The organism is Mesorhizobium sp. WSM4814, assembly GCF_055811595.1.
The window spans coordinates 597,380-619,520 of the sequence record NZ_JBVVQT010000001.1 but is presented as its reverse complement, the minus strand read 5'-3'; the positions used below and the strand labels follow the sequence as shown (position 1 = coordinate 619,520).

Sequence of the window (22,141 nt, the reverse complement as noted above, 5' to 3'; positions counted from 1 at the left end):
TTCGTTAACCGTGCTCGACTCCGTTTGAACGCGTGACGGATCGCATGTCCTGGACCTCGAGAAACTAATCGGCCAGCTGCGGCAGGTCGCGGAACAGCTCGAGCGCTTCGGGATTGGCCAGCGCCTCCTTGTTCTTGACGGCACGGCCATGCACCACGTCGCGCACCGCAAGCTCGGTGATCTTGCCCGATTTGGTGCGTGGAATGTCGGCGACGGCGACGATTTTACCCGGGACGTGGCGCGGGCTCGCGCCGCTGCGGATTTTCGCGCGGATGCGTTTTTCCAGCTCGGCGTCGAGTTCAACGCGGGCCGCCAGCCGCACGAACAGCACGACCCGCACATCATTGTCGAAATCCTGGCCGATGCACAGCGCTTCCAGGATTTCCGGCATTTGCTCGACTTGGTTGTAGATTTCCGCCGTGCCGATCCGCACACCGCCCGGGTTGAGCGTCGCGTCGGAACGGCCGTGGATGACCAGGCCGCAATGGGCGGTCCATTCGGCGAAGTCACCGTGGCACCAGACATTGTCGAAGCGCTCGAAATAGGCGGCGTGGTATTTCTTGCCTTCGGGATCGTTCCAGAAGCCGATCGGCATCGCCGGGAACGCCTTGGTGCAGACGAGCTCACCCTTTTCCTGCCTGAGCGGCTGGCCGTCGTCGTCCCAGACATCGACGGCGAGGCCGAGGCCAGGTCCCTGGATCTCTCCGATCCATACCGGTTGGGTCGGTACGCCGAGCACGAAGCAGGAGACGATGTCGGTGCCGCCGGAGATGGAGGCGAGATGCACGTCTTTCTTGATGCCGTCATAGACGAAGCGGAAATCTTCCGGCGACAGTGGCGAGCCGGTGGAGGAGATCGTGCGCACGCTGGAAAGATCGTGCGTGTTGATCGGCCTGAGGCCGGCCTTGCGCACGGAATCGATGAATTTGGCCGAGGTGCCGAAATAGGTCATCTTCTCGGCGTCGGCGAAGTCGAACAGCACGTTGCCGTCAGGGTAGAAGGGCGACCCGTCATAAAGCAGAAGGGTTGCGCCCGACGCCAGGCCGGAGACCAGCCAGTTCCACATCATCCAGCCGCAGGTGGTGAAATAAAAGAAGCGGTCGCCGTCGAGCAGGCCGGCGTGGAGCCGTTCTTCCTTGACATGCTGGATCAGCGTTCCGCCGGCCGAATGGACAATGCATTTAGGGATGCCGGTCGTTCCGGAAGAAAACAGGATGTAGAGCGGCTGCGCGAACGGCAACCGTTCGAAGGTGACCGACTTGGCAGCGAAGGATGAGAGCGCCTCGTCCAGCGCAGTCGCCTTCTCGATGGTCGCCGCCACGTCGGTCGACGTGCCGAGATAGTCGACGATCAGGATCTTGCGGACGGTGACGAGCTTTGCCGCAACCGCCGCGATCTTGTCGGCAACCTCGATCGCCTTGCCATTGTACCAGTAACCGTCGGGCGCGATGAAGACGACAGGCTCGATCTGACCGAACCGGTCCAGAACGCCCTGTTCGCCGAAATCGGGAGAGCAGGACGACCACACGGCGCCGATCGAGGCTGTCGCCAGCATTGCCGCGACCGTCTCCGGCATGTTGGGCATCATGGCGGCGATGCGGTCGCCCTTTTTCACCCCGAGCGACAGGAAAAGCTGCTGCAGCCGCGAGGTCAGCGCATGCAACTCGTTCCAGGAGAGCCGGCGCTCGACCTTGTCCTCGCCGCGAAAGACGATGGCGTCACCGAGCCCGGTTTTTTTCAACAGGTTCTCGGCGAAGTTAAGCTTGGCGTCCGGAAAGAAGGCGGCGCCGGGCATCTTCTCGCCATCGACAAGTACGCGCTCGCTGCCACTGATCCCGCCAGCGGCGCCCCCATTGGCGCCCCCATTGGCGCCCTTGTCGCCGACGATCCCGCAAAACTCCCAGACCAGGCTCCAGAACGCCTCGCGATCGTCGATCGACCAACGATGAAGATCGCCGTAGGAGGAAAAAAACCTGCCGGTTGCGGCCGCCGCGGCCTGCATGAAGGCGGTCATCGGCGCCGCGTCGATCTGGTCTTTGGTCGGTATCCAGAGCGGTGCGTCGCCAGCCATGATCGTTCCTCCTTAAAGCACGTTACGCTTGAAGAGATTCACGCGACGCGCTTTAGACTTTTGTTATTATCATGTCGTTATCCAAAAACGTTGCGCATTTTGGCGACATGCATTGGAATCGCTTATGCATATCGCAGCGCAGCAGAGCAAGATTTTGTTCGGCCGAGCGACGCGGATGTGCGCAAATGCCATCGCTGGGCCATAAAGACTTGAAATGCGTCAGCCCTAAGTCGTAGGTAAACGACTGGGGTTACACCCGTCGGGCGATTTTTTGTCGGAACGGAAGCATACGGGGCGACATGCCATCACCTTTGATCCGGCGCGGAATATGGGCGATCGGTGTTGCCGTGCTCGTCATCGCGCTGGCCGTTGCCGCCCTGCCGCTCGTCGCCTCGACCCGTATCGTGCGCGACCGCATCGCCTGGGAAATGAGTGCGTGGAGCGGTTTCAGGGTCACCATCGACGGCGCGCCACGGATCGAAGTCTGGCCGAATTTCCGTGCCATCCTGGCCGACGTGACGCTTTCGCAATGGACAGAGACCGACGCGCCGCCGGTGATCGAGGCTGAACGGGTCGAGGTCAATCTCTCCGCCATGGCGGCATTGCGTGGCAATGTGGTGTTCTCGACGGCGCGGCTGATCCGGCCGACGATCAGGGTTCAACGCGCAGCACATGGATTTTTCCTGCCCGCCCTGCCTTCGGGCGGGCGCATCACCCGGTCCATCGACATCGCTCGCGCCGTTGTCAGCGCCAATCCAGCCAAGCCGGACCTCAGCAAGCTGCCGGCTGATCCGTTCGGCACCGTGGAGTTCAGGAACGGCCGCGTGGTGACCTCCGTCGATGGTAAGGACGCTGAGATACTGAGCAGCCTGAGCGGCCAGGCGAACTGGGCCGCAATGAACAGCAATGCGACGCTGTCGGCGACCGGGATCTGGCGCGGCGAAAGCGTCGCCGTGGATGCCGCATCGTCAAACCCGCTGGTGCTGTTTGGCGGAGGTGCGGCGCCGATGACGCTTTCCTTCAAGGCGGCCCCTGCCGGTTTTTCGTTCGACGGCGTGGCCAGCATGTCCGAGAACGCCTATTTCGACGGCCAGGCAAAATTTGCCGCACCCTCGCTCAGGCGCGCGCTCGAATGGTCGCGGGCCGGCATCGCGCCGGGCGCAGCAATTGGCTCGGTTTCCGTTTCCAGCAAGCTCACGGCGACCTCCGGCCGCATTAAATTCGAAAACACCGAGATCGCCCTGGACGACAATCCGGGAATGGGTGCGCTGGATTTCTCCTTTGGCGAGGCGCGGCCAGTGATCGCCGGTACGCTCGCCTTCGAGACGCTCGACCTGCGGTCGTTTCTCTCCGCCTTCGCACCCCTGGCGCCCGCGAACGGCGCTGGCCCCGGCGAAATCGACATAAGCGTCGCCGACCGCATCGATCTCGATCTCAGACTGTCGGCAGCGCAGGCCACCGCAGGCGCCATCCAGCTTGCCGACGTCGCCGCCGCTGCCCAGGTCAAGAACGGCCTTGCCGTCTTCGATATTTCCGATGCATCGGCCTTTGGCGGCAACATCCAGAGCAGCCTTCGTTTTGACCGCAAGCCGGAAGGCACGCAGGTCGAGATCAGGCTGCTCGCCTCCGACATCGACGGCGGCGCTTTTGGCACCGCAGCCGGAATGACGCGACTGGTGCCGATTGGCACGGGAACCGTTTCGGTCATCCTCAAGGGGCCGGGCAGAACCTGGGATTCCATTTTCGAAAATGCCGACGGCTCGGTTTCGGCGAAATTCGGCCAAGGCGCGTTGAGCCGGTTCAACCTGCCGGCGTTTCTCAAACACAATGAACAGGGCGGGTTCTTCGCGCTCGATGATGTCTCCGACGGAACGCTGCCGATCGACGGGGCCGAACTCAAGGCGAGCATTTCGAACGGTGTGGCGAAGATCGACAAGGCCGAAGCGAATTCGGCGAAGTACAAGATCTGGCTTTCCGGCATCGCCTCCTATGCCGGGCGCGGACTGGCGCTGTCCGGCGGCATCATTCAGGCGGACCAGCCAGCCACGCAGACAAATAGCCAAGGTCCCAACCAGTCTTCGTTCTTCATCGGCGGAACGTGGAGCACGCCGTTCATTTCGCCGATAAGCCGCGGGGTATCCGGCGAGTAGCCAACGAAGCTGCTGCGGTCGTCGTCAGAAGTGCTTCCTGCCGGCTTTTGCTGCTGCCGCCCCTTTCGTCACCCACGCTGAGCGGCCTGCTCGTCGCGCTGGCGCTGGACCTCGCGCCGCTTGTTGGCGAGCGACGCGATGATGACGCCGACCGCCACAACCGCGATCAGGATGGTGCAGGCGGCGTTGATCTCGGGCGTCACACCGAGACGAACCTGGCTGTAGATCTTCATCGGCAGCGTGGTGGCGCCAGGCCCTGAGGTGAAGCTGGCGATGACCAGATCGTCGAGCGACAGTGTGAACGCCAGCATCCAGCCGGACACGATCGCCGGCATGATGACCGGCAGCGTGATCTGGAAGAAGGTCTTCACCGGCGGCGCGCCAAGATCCATCGCGGCTTCTTCGAGCGAGCGGTCGAACGTGATCAGGCGCGACTGCACGACGACGGCGACGAAGCACATGGTCAGGGTGATGTGGGCAAGCGTGACGGTGACAAAACCGCGGTCGAGACCGACGGCGACAAAGAGCAGCAGCAGCGACAGGCCGGTAATGACTTCCGGCATGACCAGCGGCGCAAAGACCATGCCGGAAAACAGCGTCCGGCCCTTGAAGCGCGTGTAGCGCGTCAAGGTGAGAGCCGCCAGCGTGCCGAGCACGGTCGCCACGGTGGCCGAGATGACGGCGACACGGGCCGTTACCCAGGTGGCGTCCATGAGACCCTGGTTGTGGAACAGCGAGACGTACCATTTGGTCGAGAAGCCGCCCCAGACGGTGACAAGTTTCGATTCGTTGAAAGAGAAGACGACGAGCAGGACGATCGGCAGGTAAAGAAAGGCAAAGCCGAGCACGATCGAAGTGATGTTGAAGCGGCTCCAGGTCGGGTTCATCTGTCCTGCTCCTGGGCGCGGGCCTGGGCCCGCTGGAAGAGCATGATCGGCACGATCAGCAGCAACAGCAGGATGACGGCGACGGCCGAAGACACCGGCCAGTCACGATTGGCGAAGAACTCGTTCCACAGCGTCTTGCCGATCATCAGCGTCTGTGAGCCGCCGAGCAGGTCGGGAATGACGAATTCGCCGACGGCGGGGATGAACACCAGCAGGCAGCCGGCGATGACGCCGGGTAGCGACAGCGGAAAGGTGATCTTCCAGAAGGCGCTGGTCGGTGGGCAGCCGAGATCCTTGGCTGCCTCGATCAGCGAATAATCCATCTTTTCCAGCGACGAATAGAGCGGCAGCACCATGAACGGCAGGTAGGAATAGACGATGCCGATGAAGATCGCCGTATAGGTGTTGAGGATGATCAGCGGCTGGCTGATTACGCCGGTGGCGAGCAGCAGCTGGTTGAGCAGCCCCTCAGGCTTGAGGATGCCGATCCAGGCGTAGACGCGGATCAGGAACGAGGTCCAGAACGGCAGGATCACCAGCATCAGCAAAGTCGGGCGCAGCACCGCCGGGGCGCGCGCCATGCCGTAGGCGATCGGGTAGCCGACAAGCAATGTCAGCACCGTCGAGATGGCGGCGACGATGACGCTGGTCACATAGGCGTTGACGTAGAGCGCGTCCTGCGTCAGCCATGTGTAGTTGTCGATGCTGAGCTCATTCAGCTGGGCGAAGAAACCGGCAAGGCCGTCGCCGAAGCCGAGCACCGGCGTGTAGGGCGGTATGGCGATCGCGGTCTGCGACAGCGAGATCTTGAAGACGATGACGAACGGAACAAGGAAGAAAAAGACCAGCCATAGATACGGGATGAGGATGACAAGACGGCCAACGAAGGCCTCTCCCAGCCTGGCCAGGGCGGATTTGTCGGCAGCGGTGGCTCGAGAGCTTGTTGCAGCGGTGACAGCGGCATTCGACATGGCCGCCCCTATCGCGTCAGCACGACGCCGGCATCCGGCCGGAACGACACCCAGGCACGGTCGTTCCAACTCAGCGGATCCTCGGTGATGCGGGCCGCGTTCATCGTGCTCGCTCGCACCACCTGGCCGTCGTCCAGCCTGACGTGATAGACGGTCATGTCGCCGAGATAGGCGATATCGTAGACCTCGCCCTCGATGGCGTTGACGGCGCCGGCCGGTCTCGTCGACGATATCCTGATCTTCTCCGGCCTGATGGCGAAGGCGACGGCCGCGCCAGTTGCGGCATCGCCGGCATGCTCGGTGCGGATGGTGATGCCGTTGCCGGCATCGATGCTTGCCGCGCCCGCCTCGCCATGCGCAATCTTGCCTTCGAACATATTGACGTTGCCGACAAAGCCGGCGACGAAACGGGAGCCCGGCGCCTCGTAGACTTCCGCCGGCGTCGCCACCTGCATCACCTCGCCCTTGTCGATGATGGCGATGCGGTCGGCCATGGTCATCGCCTCTTCCTGGTCGTGGGTGACGACAACGAAGGTGAGGCCGAGTGACTGCTGCAGATCCATCAGCTCGAACTGCGTTTCCTCGCGCAGCTTCTTGTCCAGCGCGCCCAGCGGCTCGTCGAGCAGCAGCACCTTCGGCCGCTTGGCGACCGAACGGGCAAGCGCGACGCGCTGGCGCTGGCCGCCGGACAATTGGTGCGGCTTGCGCTTGGCGAACTGCTCTAGCTTGACCAGCTTCAGCATCTCTCCAACGCGCGCCGCGATCTCGGGCTTCGGCATGCCGTCCTGCTTGAGGCCGAAGGCGATGTTATTTTCGACCGTCATATGCGGGAACAGCGCATAGGACTGGAACATCATGTTGACCGGCCGCCGGTATGGCGGGATGCCGCGCAGATCCTGGCCGTCGAGCAGGATGCGGCCGGCGGTCGGCTCCTCGAAACCGGCGAGCATCCGCAGAAGCGTCGACTTTCCGCAGCCGGATGCGCCGAGCAGGGCAAAGAACTCGCGCTCGAATATCGTCAGCGACAAATTGTTGACGGCAGTGAAGTCACCGAACTTCTTGGTGACCTTGTCGAACTGGATGTACGGCTTGGCGTTCGGATCGTTCCATGGCGCGAAATCCCTGCGGATGCTGCCAAGCGATTTCATGTCCCACTCCGTCCTGCGTTCTATCCCCAGAAGACTTGACCCCGGCAGCACCTGCCGGGATCGCTGATTGTCGCTTACTGCCCGGTGACGATCCTGGTCCAGGTGCGGGTGACGACGCGCTGGGTCTTGGAATCGTAGGGGGTGATGGTGAACAGTTTCGCCAGCGTCGCCTCGTCCGGGTAGATCGCCGGATCCTCGAGTATCTCCTTGTCGATGAACTGCTGCGACGCCTTGTTGCCATTGGCGTAGAAGACGAAATTGCTCGCCTTGGCGATGACTTCCGGCTTCATCATGTAGTTCAGGAATTCATGCGCCTCGGCGACATGCGGCGCGTCGGCCGGGATCGCCATCTGGTCGAACCACATTTCGGCGCCTTCCTTCGGCACGGAATAGGCGATCTCAACGCCCTGGTTTGCTTCCGTCGCACGGTCGCGTGCCTGGAACACGTCGCCCGACCAGCCAACGGCCAGGCAGATGTCGCCATTGGCCAGCGCGTTGATATATTCAGACGAGTGGAACTTGCGGATGTAAGGCCTGACCTTCAGCATCACTTCTTCGGCCTTGGCGAAATCGTCCGGCGACGTGGTCTCGGGATCGATGCCCAGATATTTGAAGGCGTTCGGCAGGATGTCGCTCGGAGAATCGAGGACATAGACGCCGCAATCCTTCAGCTTGGCCAGCTTTTCCGGGTTGAAGAACACGTCCCAGCTGTCGATCTTGTCGGTGCCGAGCGCTTCCTGCACTTTCTTGACGTTATAGCCGAGGCCGACCGTGCCCCACATGTAGTTGATCGAATATTCGTTGCCGGGATCGTACTTGGTCGTGCGCTCCGAAACGACGTCCCACATGTTGGAAATGTTGGGCAGCTTCGACTTGTCGAGCTTCTGGAACACCCCTGCCTGGATCTGGCGTGCGAGGAAATTGGCGGTCGGTACGACAACGTCGTAGCCGCTGCCGCCGGCAAGCAGTTTCGTCTCAAGCAGCTCGTTGGAATCGAAGGTGTCGTAGGTGACCTTGATGCCCGTTTCCTTGGTGAAGTCGTCGATGATCGAGCTGTCGATGTAATCCGACCAGTTATAGACGTTGACGACGCGGTCCTGGGCATGAGCGCCGAGGGTGAAAAGCGCCAGAAATGCCGAGGTCGCCGAAAGCCAGAATGCTTTGCGGATCATGCGTCTCTCCTTTGATGAGTGTTCCATCGCCAGCTCGTCGCAGGGCTGCGCGGCTGGGCGTTTGCTTCAGATTATTGGGCTTTCCGACAAGCGACAAGCGCGAACCGCCAACACGACAGCGGTTCGATGCGCAACGGCCGAGCCCCCCGTTTCCATGTCGTGATCCAGGTGGCATTCCGGCGCCGTCAAAGGCTCTCGCCACGGCGCGGGCAGGGATACGACGATGTTGTCCGGTCTCGGTCGGGCCGGAGGGGAGACTTGGCAAGATGAGCCTGTCTTGTTGTTGCCGTATTGACAGCCTGCCCGCGCGGCTGCGCCATTGTCAATGGCTCATCTCGCTTTGGCGCGTGCGCTGCATCAATTAGGCGACGGGATACCGGTGACACCCGGCCGCACCGGCCGCGTCTGACGCTTGAATTCGAGCCCGATATGGACGAGCAGCGCCGTGACCACGACCGTTCCGCCAAGGATGGTGCGTCCGGACGGCACCTCGGAATGGATGAGCCAGACCCAGATCGGGCCGAGGATCGGCTCGAAAGTACCGAGCAGTGCTGCGACTGCAGCCGGGACGAGCCGGGCACCGGTGGCGAAGAAGGCAAGGCCGAGACCGAGATTGACCACGCCGAATGCAAACAGGAAACCCATGTCGCTGCTGGAAACGCCGAATTGCGATGCCTGCGACGCCGCGAATGCGGCGGCAATCATCGTGCCGAGGCAGGTCGCCGGCGTCATGCGCACATGGGCAAAGCGTCGCGTGATGACCGTGGCGATCGAAAACATCACGGCGATGAGCAGCGCCAGGCCGTCACCGATGGGCGACACCGCGCCGTCGAGCGATTCCGATACCATGATGGCAACGCCGGCAATGACGGCGGCAATCGCCACCCAGGTCGCCAAGGCCACCCGTTCGCGAAACAGCACCCAGGCAAACAGCGCCGCCAGGAGCGGCACGCCGGCCTGCATCAAAAGGATGTTGGCGACAGTGGTGTAGGCAAGCGCCACGACGAATGAGGTCGATGCGGTGGCGAAGCAGAACGCCACGGCAAGGCCGGGCAGGCCCATGCCGCGGAACAACCTCACCGTGCCGTGCCAGCCGTCGCGCCAGACCATGAAGCAGATGAGGAAGGCGGCGGCCCAGACCGAGCGCCAGAACACCACCGTCCAGCTGTCTCCGGCGTCGATGAAACGGGCGATGGCGCCACCGAAACTCCACATCAGCGCCGACAGGAAAATCAGCAGGAAGCCGACACGCTCGTCACGCGGCGAGACGACAGGCGAAACGGCTAACGGTGATGATGATATATCGGTCATGATTGCGACTGTCGGCGATTTCGAGGCAACACGATGCACAGCGGACGACAGAAACGTGCCACATTCGCCTAGCGCAAAGGCAGCGGCGGAGCGTGGTCCACCGGGCAGCGATGGTTGTGGCAAAGACGGCAGTCGCCTGCCGGGACCTCACTGGAAATCGAAGGCGCTTAGTCCGGTCACCATCTCGTCGAGGCCGAGCGGGCGCGTCACCGGCGGCTCGGCGCGGGCGAGGCAGCCGATGCGTTCGCACAGCCGGCAGGCCGGGCCAACCGGCGTGGCCGGACTTGTGCCCTGGCCGGCTTTTCCGGCCGCAGCGGCAGCCGGCCCCGGCAGTGCCGCGCCATAGACGATCTCGTCACGAAAGCCGATGTCGCAGCCGAGCAGAAGTGCGGTACGGCGCGGGCGCTCCGCAAACGAGCCTTGCGGCCCCTCGAGCGTGCGGGCAACGCAGAGGAATTCGGCGCCGTCGGGCATTTCCACCGCCTCGACGAAGATCTGGCCGGGCTGGGTAAAGGCGGCATGCACGGGAAGTTTTGGACAGCCGCCACCGAAGCGGCTCTGCGGAAAACCCTGGCTGCCAGCCTTGCGGAAGCGGTTGCCGGCGTTGTCGACCTCGAGCATGAAGAACGGCACGCCCGGCGTGCCCGGCCGCTGCAGCGTGGTCAACCGGTTCGCCGCCTGCTCGAAGGAGACGCCGAAGCGCGAGCGCAGCACGTCGATGTCGTAACGCGCGCGTGTGGCGGCTGCGTGAAAGGATTGATAGGGCATCATCAGCGCGTGGGCAGCGTAGCGGCCAAGCTCGAAGCGGGCGAGCCGGCGGGCCTCATCCGTGGTCAGCTTCAGCGCCTGGATCTCGCTTGCCACGGCGACCGTCATGCGGATCAGGCAGGCCTCCATCGCCACCTCGCGCAACTGGTCGAACGGCGACAGGCGCTCGGACAGGAACAGACGCTGCGAATGGCGGTCGTAGCGGCGGCGCCAGTTCGGCATGGTGGCGACCGGCAGCACCTTGACGACGATGCCGTATTCGCGCTTCAGCCAGGCCTTCAGCGCACCGAGCAGGTCGTCGCCGGGATCGAGCACCGAAATGAATGCCTCGGCCTCCTCTTCCAGCGCGGCAAAATGGTTCGGACGGCGCTCGAAAATCTCGTGCACCTCGTCGATCGGCAAGCGGGCGCCGGACAGCGCCGTCGCTTTGCCCTCACGCGCCAGGAGTTCGTTGAGGTCGGAAAGGCGCTCGGCCTGCTCGCGATAAGCGCGAAACAGTTTTATCACCGCGGCGGAAGCGTTGGGCGCCGCCTCGGCAAGCTCGATCAGCTCCTGGTCACCAGGCAATTCGCCGACCAGCAGCGGATCTGAAAACACTTCCTTCAGGGCGGTGACCGACCCCCTCGCCTCGCCCTGCAATTCATGCGGGTCGACCTTGTAGACAGATGCCAGCTTGAGGATCAGCTGAACCGTCAGCGGCCGCTGGTTGCGCTCGATGAGATTGAGGTAGGACGGCGAGATGCCAAGACCTTCGGCCATCGCCGTCTGGGTCAGGCCCTTGGCGCTGCGGATGCGGCGGATGCGCGGCCCGGCGAAGATTTTTTGATCGGCCACTCGGCTGTCCTTGACAGAATTTACATGACTCCCGCGCGGCGCTGCCATGCCGGCCTTTTACAATCATGACAGATTTACAGCGCCTGACTGTCAAACGCAACACAGGTTTTCCCTTATTTTCCAGCCAATCCTCTGGTTCTCCTCGCCTGGCCCGCGTCAAAATGTAAATGCTGTCATATCAAAACGGCGCAGAAATTTTCATGAGGCGGCGTTTCTATCCCAACAACGATCTGTCGGAGCGACCAATGACTGATTTTTACAACCTCGTCCCCTCGGCGCCGGAAGGCCGCTTCGACGGCATCGAGCGGCCCTACTCGCCGGACGACGTGAAGCGGCTGCGCGGTTCGGTCCAGATCCGGCAGAGCCTCGCCGAAATGGGCGCCAACCGGCTCTGGAAGCTCATCCACGAAGAGGATTTCGTCAACGCGCTCGGCGCCATGTCGGGCAACCAGGCGATGCAGCAGGTCCGGGCCGGGCTGAAGGCGATCTACCTGTCCGGATGGCAGGTCGCGGCCGACGCCAACACCGCATCCGCCATGTATCCGGACCAGTCGCTTTATCCCGCCAATGCGGCGCCCGAACTGGTCAAGCGCATCAACCGCACCCTGCAGCGCGCCGACCAGATCGAGACCTCCGAAGGCAAGGGGCTTTCGGTCGACACCTGGTTCGCGCCCGTTGTCGCCGATGCGGAAGCCGGCTTCGGCGGACCGCTCAACGCCTTCGAGATCATGAAGGCCTTCATCGAGGCGGGTGCCGCCGGCGTCCACTACGAGGACCAACTGGCGTCGGAGAAGAAGTGCGGCCATCTGGGCGGCAAGGTGCTGATCCCGACCGCCGCACACATCCGCAACCTCAACGCCGCGCGGCTTGCCGCCGACGTCATGGGCACGCCGACGCTGGTCGTCGCGCGCACCGACGCGGAAGCGGCAAAGCTGCTCACCTCCGACATCGACGAGCGCGACCGGCCCTTCGTCGACTATGGCGCCGGCCGTACGGTGGAGGGCTTCTATCAAGTCAGGAACGGCATCGAGCCCTGCATCGCACGGGCCGTCGCCTACGCGCCCCACGCCGACCTGATCTGGTGCGAAACCTCCAAGCCCGATCTGGCGCAGGCCAAAAAGTTCGCCGAGGGCGTGCACAGGCACCATCCCGGCAAGCTTCTCGCCTATAATTGCTCGCCGTCGTTCAACTGGAAGAAGAACCTCGACGATGCCACCATCGCCAGGTTCCAGAAGGAACTCGGCGCCATGGGCTACAAGTTCCAGTTCATCACGCTGGCCGGTTTTCACCAGCTCAATTTCGGCATGTTCGAACTCGCCCGCGGCTACAAGGCGCGTCAGATGGCGGCTTATTCCGAACTGCAGGAGGCTGAATTCGCGGCGGAAGCCCACGGCTACACCGCGACCAAGCACCAGCGCGAAGTCGGCACCGGCTATTTCGACGCCGTGTCGATGGCGATCACCGGTGGCCGGTCTTCGACCACGGCCATGCATGAATCGACCGAGCACGCCCAGTTCAAACCGGCGGCGGAATAGCACGAACGCAACAAAATAGAGGCAACGCCCCAAAAAGGGTAAAAAATACGCAAGGAGAAGACCAATGGCATCGATAAGCCGCGTCAAGGAACGGGCCGAAGAACAGGCCACCACGATGACCGTCGACCAGCAGGCGACCATCCGCATGCTGGCCAACGACCTGCACAGGCTCAACCAGTCGGTGATGAAGGCGGTCGAGGCCGGTGTGTCGGTAGAACTCGTGCGCTCGGCACGGCACCATGGCGGCGACGGCAACTGGGGCGACCTGCTGATCCCGGTCATCGTCACGCAGCGGAGCGTCGGCTGATCGAAATCCGACGAAATCCTGCTGCCGGATGCGGCATCACCTGCGCAGTTCTCTGCGCAGGTGATTTGCACTTGCACAACCAGTTTGCATGCACGGCCAGAAAAGAACTTGCTTTAAATTTTAACCTTTCTTGTGATGTTCTCGACGCCGGCCATTTCAACTTGACATAGGCAGCGATCTCACGGCAATTGTTTCCAAAGTACAACCCTGCATTGAAACCAGCGAGTGCCCGCCCTGCTCATGCGCCCCTTGAATCGCACTGTGAACCAGTTGAGTTTGATGAGCCGGAATGTGGACCCCGAAATGCTCACCGACTTCACCCGCGTGCTCGTCGTCGGAAAATCGCCGGTCAACCGGGTGGTGGTTTCGAAAATCGTCGAACGGTCCGGGCTCAAACCGATCTCGGAATCGCCCGAAACGGCGGCAACGACGCTGCGCTCGCTGATTCCCGGAGCGGTCGTCCTCGATGGCGGAGCCGACAACAAGGACTGCGACGCACTGATGTCGCGTATCGACGCGCTGCGGCGCATCTCGGGCAGATCGCGTCCCTCGGTGATCCTGCTCTCGACCAAGAGCGGCACGCCGGAGAGCCTCGGCCTGTCGAGCGTCGTCGATGCGGTGGTCGTCAAGCCGATCACGACCGAACGGCTGCAGCCGGTGATCGACCATTTGATCGGGCTCGGACGCAACTAGCCGGCGTCCTACCCGGCTCCTTCCTCGCTTCTTGCGATCGGATCTGGATATCCTGTGTCAGTGTGTGACCGCCTGACAGCGAACCCAGTCCGATGTCCTTTTGCAATTGCGACGCATCTGGGATAGCACCATCGAACAAATCCGCAGGCATGTTCCGACTTCGCGACATGGCTGTCGATATTGGCGGATCATGACATGTCCTCAGAACAGACCATCGCCGCGCTTTGCAGGGAACTCGGGCTGCGCATCACCGGTCCGCGCCGCGTCATCATGCGCGTTCTATCCGAATCCAGCGACCATCCGGATGTGGTGGAACTCCATCGCCGTGTTGTCGCCATCGAACCGACGATCGCGCTCGCCACTGTCTATCGCACCGTCAGCCTTCTGCGCGAAAAGGGCATTCTGGAGCGGCACACCTTCGGCGATCGGCGCGCCAGATATGAAACCGTCCCCCGCGAGCATCACGATCATCTCATCAACATCGAGACGGGAGATGTCATCGAGTTCCAGTCGGCGGAGATCGAGCGGCTCCAGGAGGAAATCGCTCGACAGCACGGATTTACGATCATCAGCCACAGACTGGAGATCTACGTGAAGCCGATCCAGAAACAGCGTCGCTCTCGTCAAACCAGAGAATGACCGCCAGTTTCTAAAGCGCGTCGCGTCTGAAGGGATTCATGCGACGCGCTTGAGTTCTTGTTTTATGCATGTCGTTATCCCAAAACCGCTGCGCACCCGCGGGTCAGGCCCGAGGGCATGCTTTTGGGCGACATGCATTAGCCCTCCTCGCCGAGCTCCATTCGGCCCGCTTTGAGTGTGGTGACGACGAAAGCAGCGATGAAGGCGGCAGACAGCATGAGAACGATAGTCGGCGCCGGTGCGCTGTCGATGAAGAAGGACAGATAGACGCCGAGAAACGACGCGGCGACCGCAATCGCCACCGACAGGATCAGCATGGCGCTGAACTGCCTTGTCAGCAGGAAGGCGATGGCGCCCGGCGCGATCAGCATGGCGATGGCCATGATAATGCCGACCGCCTTCAGCGCGCCGACGACGGTGAGCGAGATCAGGCAAAGCAGGCCGTAATGGAGCAGGTTGACCCGAAGACCGACCGCGCGCGCCTGAGCCGGGTCGAAGGCGTGCAGCAGGAAGTCGCGCCACTTGATGCCGATGATGCCGGCCGTAATCGCAGCAATGAGCCCCGTTTCGACGATGTCGCGCAGGCCGATGCCCAGAACGTCGCCGAACAATATGTGGTCGAGATGCACGTCGGACTGAATTTTTACGTAGAGCACCAGGCCGAAGCCGAACATGCCGGAGAAGACGATGCCCATGACCGTGTCCTGCTTGATGCGGCTGTTGTCCTTGAGGAAGCCGGTGGCGAGAGCGCAGACCATCCCGGCGGCGAAGGCGCCGATCGAATAGGGGAATCCGAGGATGTAAGCGATGACCACGCCGGGAAAGACGGCGTGGCTGATGGCGTCGCCCATCAGCGACCACCCCTTGAGAACGAGAAAGCAGGAGAGCAGCGCCGTCGGCACGGCGACCAGCACCGAAGCAATCAGCGCATTGACCATGAAGCCGAACTGGAAGGGGGCAAGCAGTGTATCGAGGATGCTCATAGGCTGGCCTCCAAGGCTCTCGCCGAGCGGCGGCGGGCTGCCAGCATTCCATGCTTGGGAGCGAAGAAGAAGGCAGCGAGAAAGATCAGCGTCTGCAACACGACGATGATGCCGCCGGTGGCGCCGTCGAGGAAATAGCTGACATAGGCGCCGGCGAAACTCGTCGCCGCGCCGATGACGACCGCGATGACGAGCAGGCGCGGAAAGCGGTCCGTCAGAAGATAGGCGGTCGCGCCGGGGGTCACCACCATGCAGATGACCAGGAAGGCGCCGACGGTCTGAAGCGCAGCGACGGTGGAGGCCGATAGCAGCATGAAGAACATGATCTTGAGCGCGCTCGGGTTGAGGCCGATCGAGCGGGCATGGCTCTCGTCGAAGAAGACCACCATCAGATCCTTCCATTTCACCAGCAGGACGGCGAGCGAGACGAAGCCAATGATGGCGAGCTGGAGCGTGTCTTCCGGAGTGATGGCCAGGATGTTGCCGAGCACGATCGTCTGGATATTCACCGAGGTCGGCGACAGCGACACCATGAACAAGCCGAGGCCGAAGAAGGAGGAGAAGATCAGGCCGATGATGGCGTCTTCCTTCAGCTTGGTGCGCTGGTTGAGGAAGAGCATGACCGCGGCGGCGAGCCCGCCGGAGAAGAAAGCGCCGATCGAGAAGGGAAGGCCCAGCATATAGGCGCCGGCGACGCCCGGCACGATCGAATGCGAGAGCGCGTCACCGATCAGCGACCAGCCTTTCAGCATCAGATAGCAGGACAGGAAGGCGCAGACACCGCCGACCAGGGCGGACACCCACATGGCATTGAGCATGTATTCGTAGCCGAACGGCTCGAGCAGGACACTCATTCGTCCGGTTCCCGCATCTTGTGCTGCATGGCTCCGTTCTCTCCGTAGAAGACCAGTGGCCGCTCGTCGTCGGTGATGACGGCAAGGCGGCGCCTGTCGTCATCCTCATGCAGCCCGGCGCCGCCCAGCACGAAATGACGCAAGACGCCGCCGAAAGCCTTTTCCAGGTTCGCCTGCGTGAAGGTCTGGCCTGTCGGCCCGTAGGCAAGGACCGTGTTCCGGAGCAGCACGGCACGGTCGCAGAACTCCGGCACGCTACCCAGATTATGCGTCGAGACCAGCATCACCCGGCCTTCGTCCCGGAGCGCGCGCAGCAGTTCGATGATAGCGTCCTCGGTCCTGACATCGACGCCGGTGAAGGGCTCGTCGAGCAGGATGACGCGCCCGTCCTGCGCCAGCGCCCGAGCGAGAAAGACGCGCTTCTTCTGCCCGCCCGAAAGCTCGCCGATCTGGCGCTTGCGGAAATCGCTCATGCCGACACGCGCAAGCGCTGATGTAACCGCCTCGCGATCAGCCGCCTTCGGCAGGCGCATCATGCCCATATGGCCGTAACGCCCCATCATGACGACGTCCTCGACCAGTACTGGAAAGTTCCAGTCGACCTCCTCGGCCTGCGGCACATAGGCGACGACGTTCTTCCTCAGCGCGGCCGCGGCCGGCTGTCCGAGAACAAGAATCTCTCCCTTTGCCAGCCGCACGAAGCCCATGATGGCTTTGAACAGCGTCGACTTGCCCGAGCCGTTGACACCGACAAGTGCCGTGATCGTGCCTGTCGGAATTTCAAAGCTCGCATCGCGCAGCGCCGTGAGGCCGTTGCGGTAGGTGACGGTCGCGCCGCGGACGGCGAGTCCGCCTCCCGCATCCTGCGACGCGGCGGCAAGAGGCGGAACGGCTTCGTTCATTGCGACAGCCCTGCGGCGAGGCCTTTCTGAATTGTGTCCGACGTCACACGCAGCAGGTCGATATAGGTCGGCACCGGGCCGTCAGCCTCGCTGAGGGAATCGACGTAGAGCACGCCGCCGTAATGGACCCCCGTCTCGCGTGCGACCTGCCGGGCCGGCTTGTCCGACACTGTGCTTTCGCTGAAGACGGCGACGATCTTGTTTTCCCTGACGGCGTCGATCACCTTGCGAACCTGCTGCGGGGTGCCTTGCTGGTCAGCGTTGATCGGCCACAAATAAAGCTCCTTCAGCGCGAAATCGCGTGCGAGGTAGGAGAAAGCGCCTTCGCTCGACACCAGCCAGCGCCTGTCCTGCGGGATCGAGGCAAGCTTATCGCGGATCGGCGCGACGGCCGCCTCTATCTTTGCCTTGTAGGCTTCCGCATTGGCCTTGTAGGTCTCGGCATGCGCCGGATCGTGCTCGACGAAGGCGTCGCGGATGTTGTCGACGTAGATCAGCGCGTTTGTCGGCGACATCCAGGCATGCGGATTCGGTTTGCCGGTATAGGGTCCCTCGGCGATGCTCATCGGCTGGACGCCCTCGGAGACGATGGCGCCGGGCACGTCGCTGAGGTTCTGGAAGAATTTTTCGAACCAGACTTCGAGGTTGAGCCCGTTCCACAGAATGAGCTTTGCGCCCTGAGCCCGCTGAATGTCGCCCGGCGTCGGCGCGTAATTGTGGATCTCCGCCCCCGGCTTGGTGATCGATTCCACGATCGCTGCGTCGCCCGCCACGTTCTTCGCCATGTCGGCGATAACGGTGAAGGTCGTCACGGCCTTGAATTTTTCCTGCGCTTTCGCTGAGCTTGAAGCCACTGCCGCAGCGAAAACCGCAGCCATCAACCCGACGGCAACCCATCGCCCGTATCTCTCGATCATCAAAATCTCCTGTCGCGATTACTCGCATGCCGCGCGGGCGCTGTAACGCCGCGCTTGTGGCATATTCTGCAATTGCGACTGATTTGCAAGTGGAAAACGATTTTACAGCATCGATTGTTCAAGAGCCGCGCGATGGAGGGGCCGCACGATGGAGGGGCCGCACGATGGAGGGTCAGCGACAGCGCGGCTCTTTGGCGGAGCGAACAACAAGGATTGCGACGCGCAATGTCCGGCATCGATACGCCTGCCGCGCACGTCCGGTTCGACGCCGAGACATGCGATCAGCCGGCTTTCCCGATGCTTTCGACCAGCCGGGGCAATTCCGAGAGATTGGCTATCTGGCGGAAGCGAGGCGCGGTGACCGGCGGCTCGACATGTTCCAGAGCCCAGGTCAGTTCATGCGGCACGTGGATGCCCCAACTGCCGGCCTCGATGGCCGGCACCACGTCCGACTTGAGCGAATTGCCGACCATCATGCTTTTTTCGGCGCCATCACCGTGGCGGCTGAAGATGCTGATATAAGTAGCGGGGCTCTTGTCGCTGACGATCTCGACGGCATCGAACAGGTCACCGAGGCCCGATTGCGCCAGCTTGCGTTCCTGATCGAAAAGATCGCCCTTGGTGATCAGCACCAGGCGATACGCATCCGCCAGTTTTTCAACGGTTTCGCGTGCATGAGGCAGCGCCTCGATCGGATGGCCAAGCATCTCGCGGCCCGCGGCGAGAATTTCGGCGATGACCGAGGCCGGCGCGCGGCCGTCGGTAATCTCGATCGCCGTTTCGATCATCGACAGCGTAAACCCCTTGATGCCGAAGCCATAGACGGCGAGGTTGCGCTTCTCGGCCGCCAGCAATCTTGCCGAGATGTGCTCCTCCTCGGCATGATCGGCGAGCAGCGCGGCAAAGCGCTTTTCGGTGATGCGGAAGAACTGCTCGTTCTGCCAGAGCGTGTCATCGGCATCGAAGCCGATCGTGGTCAATTCATGATTGTTCCGCATTCGACGTCTTCAAGCGAGGTCATTGAACTTACGTCGAACCTAAGCTGCCTGGAGCGATTTTCAACTGGCGGGCGAAGGCAGGGCCGGCTCCCCTTCCCTTCCATCACCGGCCCCGGCTATACTCCCAAATCCGCAACCCAATCTGGTGAATGATGCCGCCTGCAAAAAAGGAAGTCCGTCCGTCGAGCCGCGGAGGACGTATCCGCACGCCTGCCTTCGTGAAAAATCAACGTGGTGTGAAAAACTGGAAGGAAGTCGGCGCCTGGCTGGCGTGGCGCGGCATCGAGGATATCGAATGCATCACCCCCGACCAGGCCGGTGTTGCGCGCGGCAAGATGATGCCGTCGAAGAAATTCACCTCCAACACCTCGCTGGCGCTGCCTTCGGCGGTGTTCATGACGACGATCTCCGGCGGCTACCCTGAGAACGGCAACGGCTTCAACTATCCGGAAGACGACGGCGACCTCAAGCTGATGCCGGACCTTTCGACGCTGACCGTGGTGCCGTGGGAAGAGGACCCGACGGCGGCGGTCATCTGCGACCTCGTCCACCAGGACGGCCGCTCGGTCGAGTTCACGCCGCGCAACGTGCTGAAGCGTGTGCTTGCCGCTTACGACAAGCGCGGGCTGAAGCCAGTGGTGGCGCCCGAGATCGAGTTCTACCTGGTGCGCAAGAATCCCGATCCGGACTACCCGCTGACCCCGCCGGTCGGGCGTTCGGGACGGGCGATCGGCGGTGGCGCCGGCTATTCGATTGCCGGCGTCAACGAGTTCGACGAACTGATCGACGACATCTACCATTTCTCCGAAAGCCAGGGCCTGGAAATCGACACGCTGATCCACGAGGAAGGCGCCGGCCAGCTCGAGATCAATCTGCGCCACGGCGATCCGATCGAACTGGCCGACCAGGTGTTCATGTTCAAGCGCACCATCCGCGAGGCGGCGCTGAAGCATGAGATCTATGCCACCTTCATGGCCAAGCCGATCCAGGGGCAGCCCGGGTCGGCCATGCATATCCACCAATCGATCATCGACAAGAAGACCGGCAGGAACGTCTTTTCTGCCGAGGACGGCTCGGAAACCGAAGCCTTCTTTCATTTCCTCGGCGGCATGCAGAAACATGTGCCGAACGCGCTGGTGATGTTTGCGCCCTACGTCAATTCCTATCGCCGGCTGACGCAGTCGGCTTCGGCGCCGGTCAACAACAAATGGGGCTACGACAACCGCACCACCGCCTTCCGCGTCCCGCGCTCCGACCCGGCAGCCAGGCGAGTCGAGAACCGCATCCCCTCCTCAGACGCCAATCCCTATCTGGCGATGGCCGCATCGCTCGCCTGCGGGCTGATCGGCATGACCAACAAGATCAAGGCCGAACCGCCGGTTCTCACCACCGCCAACGCGGCCGAGATCGACCTGCCGCGCAGCCTGCTCGAGGCGGTCGACCTGTTCGAAGCCGACGAGGAACTCTGCACGCTGCTCGGCAAGTCGTTCGCCGCCACCTATGCGGCGATCAAGCGGGCGGAATTCGAGACCTTCATGGAAGTGATCAGCCCGTGGGAGCGGGAGTATTTGTTATTGAATGTGTGAGTGGCGACTTCGTCCCGTGAATGGTGAATGGTGAAATGAACGACGTCTTCGCCGATGGCAAGCGAGCCGCTTCGTCGTCCATTCACCATTCACCATTCACTATTCACCACCGCCGAAAGGCGGTGCAATCCTGACCTACCAATCCTCAATCTCCCCCGGCCGGTCCTGGTATGAGGACACCGCCGGTCCACGGCCCGAATACAAGGCGCTCGACGGTGACCTGAGGTGCGACGTCGTCGTCGTTGGCGGCGGTTTTACCGGCCTGTCGGCGGCGGTGCACCTCGCCAGGGCCGGCAGCAATGTCGTGCTGATCGAAGCGCATCGTTTCGGCGACGGCGCATCGGGCCGCAATGGCGGCCAGCTCGGCACCGGTCAGCGCGCCTGGGCCGAGGAGCTCGAAGCGGAATACGGCTTTTCCCGGGCCAAGGCGCTGTTCGACCTCGCCGAAGAGGCCAAGGCGCATCTCCTCGAATTCGCCGCCGTCAACAAGATCGAGATCGACTACATGCAAGGCCAGATGTCGGTGGCGCACAAGCAGCGCTATGTCGACGACTACAAGGCGCATGCCGAGATCATGGCGAACCGCTTCGGCTATCCGCACATCAGCTTCATGGACGCCAGGGAGACGGCGGAGCGGTTGGGCTCGGCGCGCTATTTCGGCGGCACCCGCGACACCGGCACCGGGCACATCCATCCGCTGAAGCTGGTGATCGGCACGGCAAAAGTGGCGGCGCAGGCGGGCGCGCAGCTGTTCGAGCAGACGCCGGCGACCGCCATCACGTCCGTTGGCGGCAAGGTCAGGGTCACGACGCCGAAAGGCACGATATCAGCCGAGAAATGTCTGATCGGCGTCAACGCCCATGGCGGCACGCTCGAGCCGATCAGCGCCGCGCATATCATGCCGATCGGCTCCTTCATCGGCGCGACGGTGCCGCTTGCGGATTCAAACGTGTTGCCGGGCGGTGAGGCGGTCGACGATTCCCGCTTCGTCGTGCGCTACTTCCGCAAATCGACGGATGGGCGGCTGCTGTTCGGCGGGCGCGAGATCTACGCCGTCAACGATCCGAAAGACATCCATGTCCACATCCGCCGGCAGATCGCCGAGCTTTACCCTGACCTCAGGGATGTCGAGATCACTCATGGCTGGGGCGGCTATGTCGGCATCACGATGCCGCGAAAACCGTTCGTGCGCGAGGTGATGCCCAATGTGATCTCGGTCGGCGGCTATTCCGGCCACGGCGTCATGCTGTCGAACTTTTTCGGCAAGCTCTATGCCGAAACCGTCGCCGGCAACCGGGACCGGCTGAGGCTGATCGAGGACCTGAACATCCCGGCCTTTCCCGGGGGCCGGCGCTTGCGCGCGCCTCTGCTGTTTTTTGCGCTCAATTGGTATGCTTTGAGGGACCGTATATAAC

19 protein-coding genes are annotated in these 22,141 nt (G+C 62.5%); 7 read left to right on the top strand and 12 right to left on the bottom strand.

From position 1 onward, the window contains the following. Nucleotides 1–64: 64 nt before the first annotated feature. A complete protein-coding gene (locus tag AC0L2V_RS02955) occupies nt 65–2,071 on the bottom strand; it encodes an acetoacetate--CoA ligase (protein ID WP_473519358.1) in 2,007 nt (668 codons plus the stop codon). Nucleotides 2,072–2,370: 299 nt separating this feature from the next. On the opposite strand from AC0L2V_RS02955, the gene AC0L2V_RS02950 reads away from it, so the two are divergent. Then, the gene (locus tag AC0L2V_RS02950) at nt 2,371–4,221 is read left to right on the top strand and encodes an AsmA family protein (RefSeq protein WP_473519357.1); all 1,851 of its coding nucleotides are present in this window, start codon (nt 2,371–2,373) and stop codon (nt 4,219–4,221) included. Nucleotides 4,222–4,289: 68 nt separating this feature from the next. Here AC0L2V_RS02950 and AC0L2V_RS02945 read toward each other — a convergent pair whose 3' ends face one another. From AC0L2V_RS02945 to AC0L2V_RS02920, 6 genes are all read right to left on the bottom strand, one after another. Further along, a complete protein-coding gene (locus tag AC0L2V_RS02945) occupies nt 4,290–5,108 on the bottom strand; it encodes an ABC transporter permease (RefSeq protein ID WP_287065432.1) in 819 nt (272 codons plus the stop codon). Continuing rightward, nucleotides 5,105–6,079: an ABC transporter permease subunit gene (locus tag AC0L2V_RS02940; RefSeq protein ID WP_473519356.1), complete on the bottom strand. Its 975-nt coding sequence runs from the start codon at nt 6,077–6,079 to the stop codon at nt 5,105–5,107. Before AC0L2V_RS02940 ends, AC0L2V_RS02945 begins: the two co-directional genes overlap by 4 nt. Before the next feature lie 8 nt (nt 6,080–6,087). Beyond that, nucleotides 6,088–7,227: an ABC transporter ATP-binding protein gene (locus AC0L2V_RS02935; protein ID WP_091595229.1), complete on the bottom strand. Its 1,140-nt coding sequence runs from the start codon at nt 7,225–7,227 to the stop codon at nt 6,088–6,090. Nucleotides 7,228–7,301: 74 nt separating this feature from the next. After that, nucleotides 7,302–8,399, bottom strand: coding sequence for a polyamine ABC transporter substrate-binding protein (locus AC0L2V_RS02930; RefSeq protein WP_473519355.1), 1,098 nt, complete (start codon nt 8,397–8,399; stop codon nt 7,302–7,304). Nucleotides 8,400–8,756: 357 nt separating this feature from the next. Next, on the bottom strand, nt 8,757–9,710 hold the full coding sequence (locus AC0L2V_RS02925) for a DMT family transporter (protein WP_473519354.1): 954 nt from the start codon (nt 9,708–9,710) through the stop codon (nt 8,757–8,759). Between the two features lie 147 nt (nt 9,711–9,857). Beyond that, the gene (locus AC0L2V_RS02920; protein WP_473519353.1) at nt 9,858–11,312 is read right to left on the bottom strand and encodes a helix-turn-helix domain-containing protein; all 1,455 of its coding nucleotides are present in this window, start codon (nt 11,310–11,312) and stop codon (nt 9,858–9,860) included. A 245-nt stretch (nt 11,313–11,557) separates the two neighbouring features. Between AC0L2V_RS02920 and aceA the strand changes: the two genes are divergently transcribed. The 4 genes from aceA to AC0L2V_RS02900 all read left to right on the top strand — a co-directional run bounded on the left by aceA (nt 11,558) and on the right by AC0L2V_RS02900 (nt 14,486). Next, nucleotides 11,558–12,847, top strand: coding sequence for an isocitrate lyase (gene aceA / locus AC0L2V_RS02915; protein WP_473519352.1), 1,290 nt, complete (start codon nt 11,558–11,560; stop codon nt 12,845–12,847). Nucleotides 12,848–12,911: 64 nt separating this feature from the next. Continuing rightward, on the top strand, nt 12,912–13,154 hold the full coding sequence (locus AC0L2V_RS02910) for an SMc00767 family acetate metabolism repressor (RefSeq protein ID WP_027156310.1): 243 nt from the start codon (nt 12,912–12,914) through the stop codon (nt 13,152–13,154). A 279-nt stretch (nt 13,155–13,433) separates the two neighbouring features. After that, nucleotides 13,434–13,847 (top strand): response regulator, encoded by a 414-nt coding sequence (locus tag AC0L2V_RS02905; protein ID WP_473519351.1) that lies wholly within the window; start codon nt 13,434–13,436, stop codon nt 13,845–13,847. Between the two features lie 195 nt (nt 13,848–14,042). Further along, nucleotides 14,043–14,486 (top strand): Fur family transcriptional regulator, encoded by a 444-nt coding sequence (locus AC0L2V_RS02900; protein ID WP_023800311.1) that lies wholly within the window; start codon nt 14,043–14,045, stop codon nt 14,484–14,486. Between the two features lie 137 nt (nt 14,487–14,623). Here AC0L2V_RS02900 and AC0L2V_RS02895 read toward each other — a convergent pair whose 3' ends face one another. The 5 genes from AC0L2V_RS02895 to AC0L2V_RS02875 all read right to left on the bottom strand — a co-directional run bounded on the left by AC0L2V_RS02895 (nt 14,624) and on the right by AC0L2V_RS02875 (nt 19,140). Next, the gene (locus tag AC0L2V_RS02895; RefSeq protein ID WP_473519350.1) at nt 14,624–15,469 is read right to left on the bottom strand and encodes a metal ABC transporter permease; all 846 of its coding nucleotides are present in this window, start codon (nt 15,467–15,469) and stop codon (nt 14,624–14,626) included. After that, nucleotides 15,466–16,323 carry an iron/manganese ABC transporter permease subunit SitC gene (gene sitC / locus AC0L2V_RS02890; RefSeq protein ID WP_473519349.1) on the bottom strand — a complete coding sequence of 286 codons (858 nt, stop codon included), beginning with the start codon at nt 16,321–16,323 and terminating at the stop codon, nt 15,466–15,468. The genes AC0L2V_RS02895 and sitC overlap by 4 nt, the downstream gene beginning before the upstream one ends. Then, nucleotides 16,320–17,225 (bottom strand): manganese/iron ABC transporter ATP-binding protein, encoded by a 906-nt coding sequence (locus AC0L2V_RS02885; RefSeq protein WP_473519348.1) that lies wholly within the window; start codon nt 17,223–17,225, stop codon nt 16,320–16,322. Before AC0L2V_RS02885 ends, sitC begins: the two co-directional genes overlap by 4 nt. Further along, entirely contained in the window at nt 17,222–18,103 is an 882-nt protein-coding gene (locus AC0L2V_RS02880) for a metal ABC transporter substrate-binding protein (RefSeq protein WP_473519411.1), read from the bottom strand. The genes AC0L2V_RS02885 and AC0L2V_RS02880 overlap by 4 nt, the downstream gene beginning before the upstream one ends. Nucleotides 18,104–18,423: 320 nt before the next feature. Then, complete coding sequence (locus AC0L2V_RS02875; RefSeq protein ID WP_473519347.1) at nt 18,424–19,140, bottom strand: HAD family hydrolase; 717 nt, start codon at nt 19,138–19,140, stop codon at nt 18,424–18,426. Between the two features lie 149 nt (nt 19,141–19,289). On the opposite strand from AC0L2V_RS02875, the gene AC0L2V_RS02870 reads away from it, so the two are divergent. After that, complete coding sequence (locus AC0L2V_RS02870) at nt 19,290–20,726, top strand: glutamine synthetase family protein (RefSeq protein WP_473511413.1); 1,437 nt, start codon at nt 19,290–19,292, stop codon at nt 20,724–20,726. Between the two features lie 130 nt (nt 20,727–20,856). Further along, the gene (locus AC0L2V_RS02865) at nt 20,857–22,140 is read left to right on the top strand and encodes an NAD(P)/FAD-dependent oxidoreductase (RefSeq protein WP_473519410.1); all 1,284 of its coding nucleotides are present in this window, start codon (nt 20,857–20,859) and stop codon (nt 22,138–22,140) included. Nucleotide 22,141 lies beyond the last annotated feature (1 nt).

What these genes read in the sequence shown, in the direction of transcription:
- AC0L2V_RS02940 (WP_473519356.1), bottom strand. Translation starts at nt 6,079, where the DNA reads ATGTCGAATGCCGCTGTCACCGCTGCAACAAGCTCTCGAGCCACCGCT.
- AC0L2V_RS02935 (WP_091595229.1), bottom strand. Translation starts at nt 7,227, where the DNA reads ATGAAATCGCTTGGCAGCATCCGCAGGGATTTCGCGCCATGGAACGAT.
- AC0L2V_RS02870 (WP_473511413.1), top strand. Translation starts at nt 19,290, where the DNA reads ATGATGCCGCCTGCAAAAAAGGAAGTCCGTCCGTCGAGCCGCGGAGGA.
- aceA (WP_473519352.1), top strand. Translation starts at nt 11,558, where the DNA reads ATGACTGATTTTTACAACCTCGTCCCCTCGGCGCCGGAAGGCCGCTTC.
- AC0L2V_RS02880 (WP_473519411.1), bottom strand. Translation starts at nt 18,103, where the DNA reads ATGGCTGCGGTTTTCGCTGCGGCAGTGGCTTCAAGCTCAGCGAAAGCG.
- sitC (WP_473519349.1), bottom strand. Translation starts at nt 16,323, where the DNA reads ATGAGTGTCCTGCTCGAGCCGTTCGGCTACGAATACATGCTCAATGCC.
- AC0L2V_RS02905 (WP_473519351.1), top strand. Translation starts at nt 13,434, where the DNA reads ATGAGCCGGAATGTGGACCCCGAAATGCTCACCGACTTCACCCGCGTG.
- AC0L2V_RS02910 (WP_027156310.1), top strand. Translation starts at nt 12,912, where the DNA reads ATGGCATCGATAAGCCGCGTCAAGGAACGGGCCGAAGAACAGGCCACC.
- AC0L2V_RS02900 (WP_023800311.1), top strand. Translation starts at nt 14,043, where the DNA reads ATGTCCTCAGAACAGACCATCGCCGCGCTTTGCAGGGAACTCGGGCTG.
- AC0L2V_RS02875 (WP_473519347.1), bottom strand. Translation starts at nt 19,140, where the DNA reads ATGCGGAACAATCATGAATTGACCACGATCGGCTTCGATGCCGATGAC.
- AC0L2V_RS02885 (WP_473519348.1), bottom strand. Translation starts at nt 17,225, where the DNA reads ATGAACGAAGCCGTTCCGCCTCTTGCCGCCGCGTCGCAGGATGCGGGA.
- AC0L2V_RS02945 (WP_287065432.1), bottom strand. Translation starts at nt 5,108, where the DNA reads ATGAACCCGACCTGGAGCCGCTTCAACATCACTTCGATCGTGCTCGGC.
- AC0L2V_RS02955 (WP_473519358.1), bottom strand. Translation starts at nt 2,071, where the DNA reads ATGGCTGGCGACGCACCGCTCTGGATACCGACCAAAGACCAGATCGAC.
- AC0L2V_RS02895 (WP_473519350.1), bottom strand. Translation starts at nt 15,469, where the DNA reads ATGAGCATCCTCGATACACTGCTTGCCCCCTTCCAGTTCGGCTTCATG.
- AC0L2V_RS02950 (WP_473519357.1), top strand. Translation starts at nt 2,371, where the DNA reads ATGCCATCACCTTTGATCCGGCGCGGAATATGGGCGATCGGTGTTGCC.
- AC0L2V_RS02925 (WP_473519354.1), bottom strand. Translation starts at nt 9,710, where the DNA reads ATGACCGATATATCATCATCACCGTTAGCCGTTTCGCCTGTCGTCTCG.
- AC0L2V_RS02930 (WP_473519355.1), bottom strand. Translation starts at nt 8,399, where the DNA reads ATGATCCGCAAAGCATTCTGGCTTTCGGCGACCTCGGCATTTCTGGCG.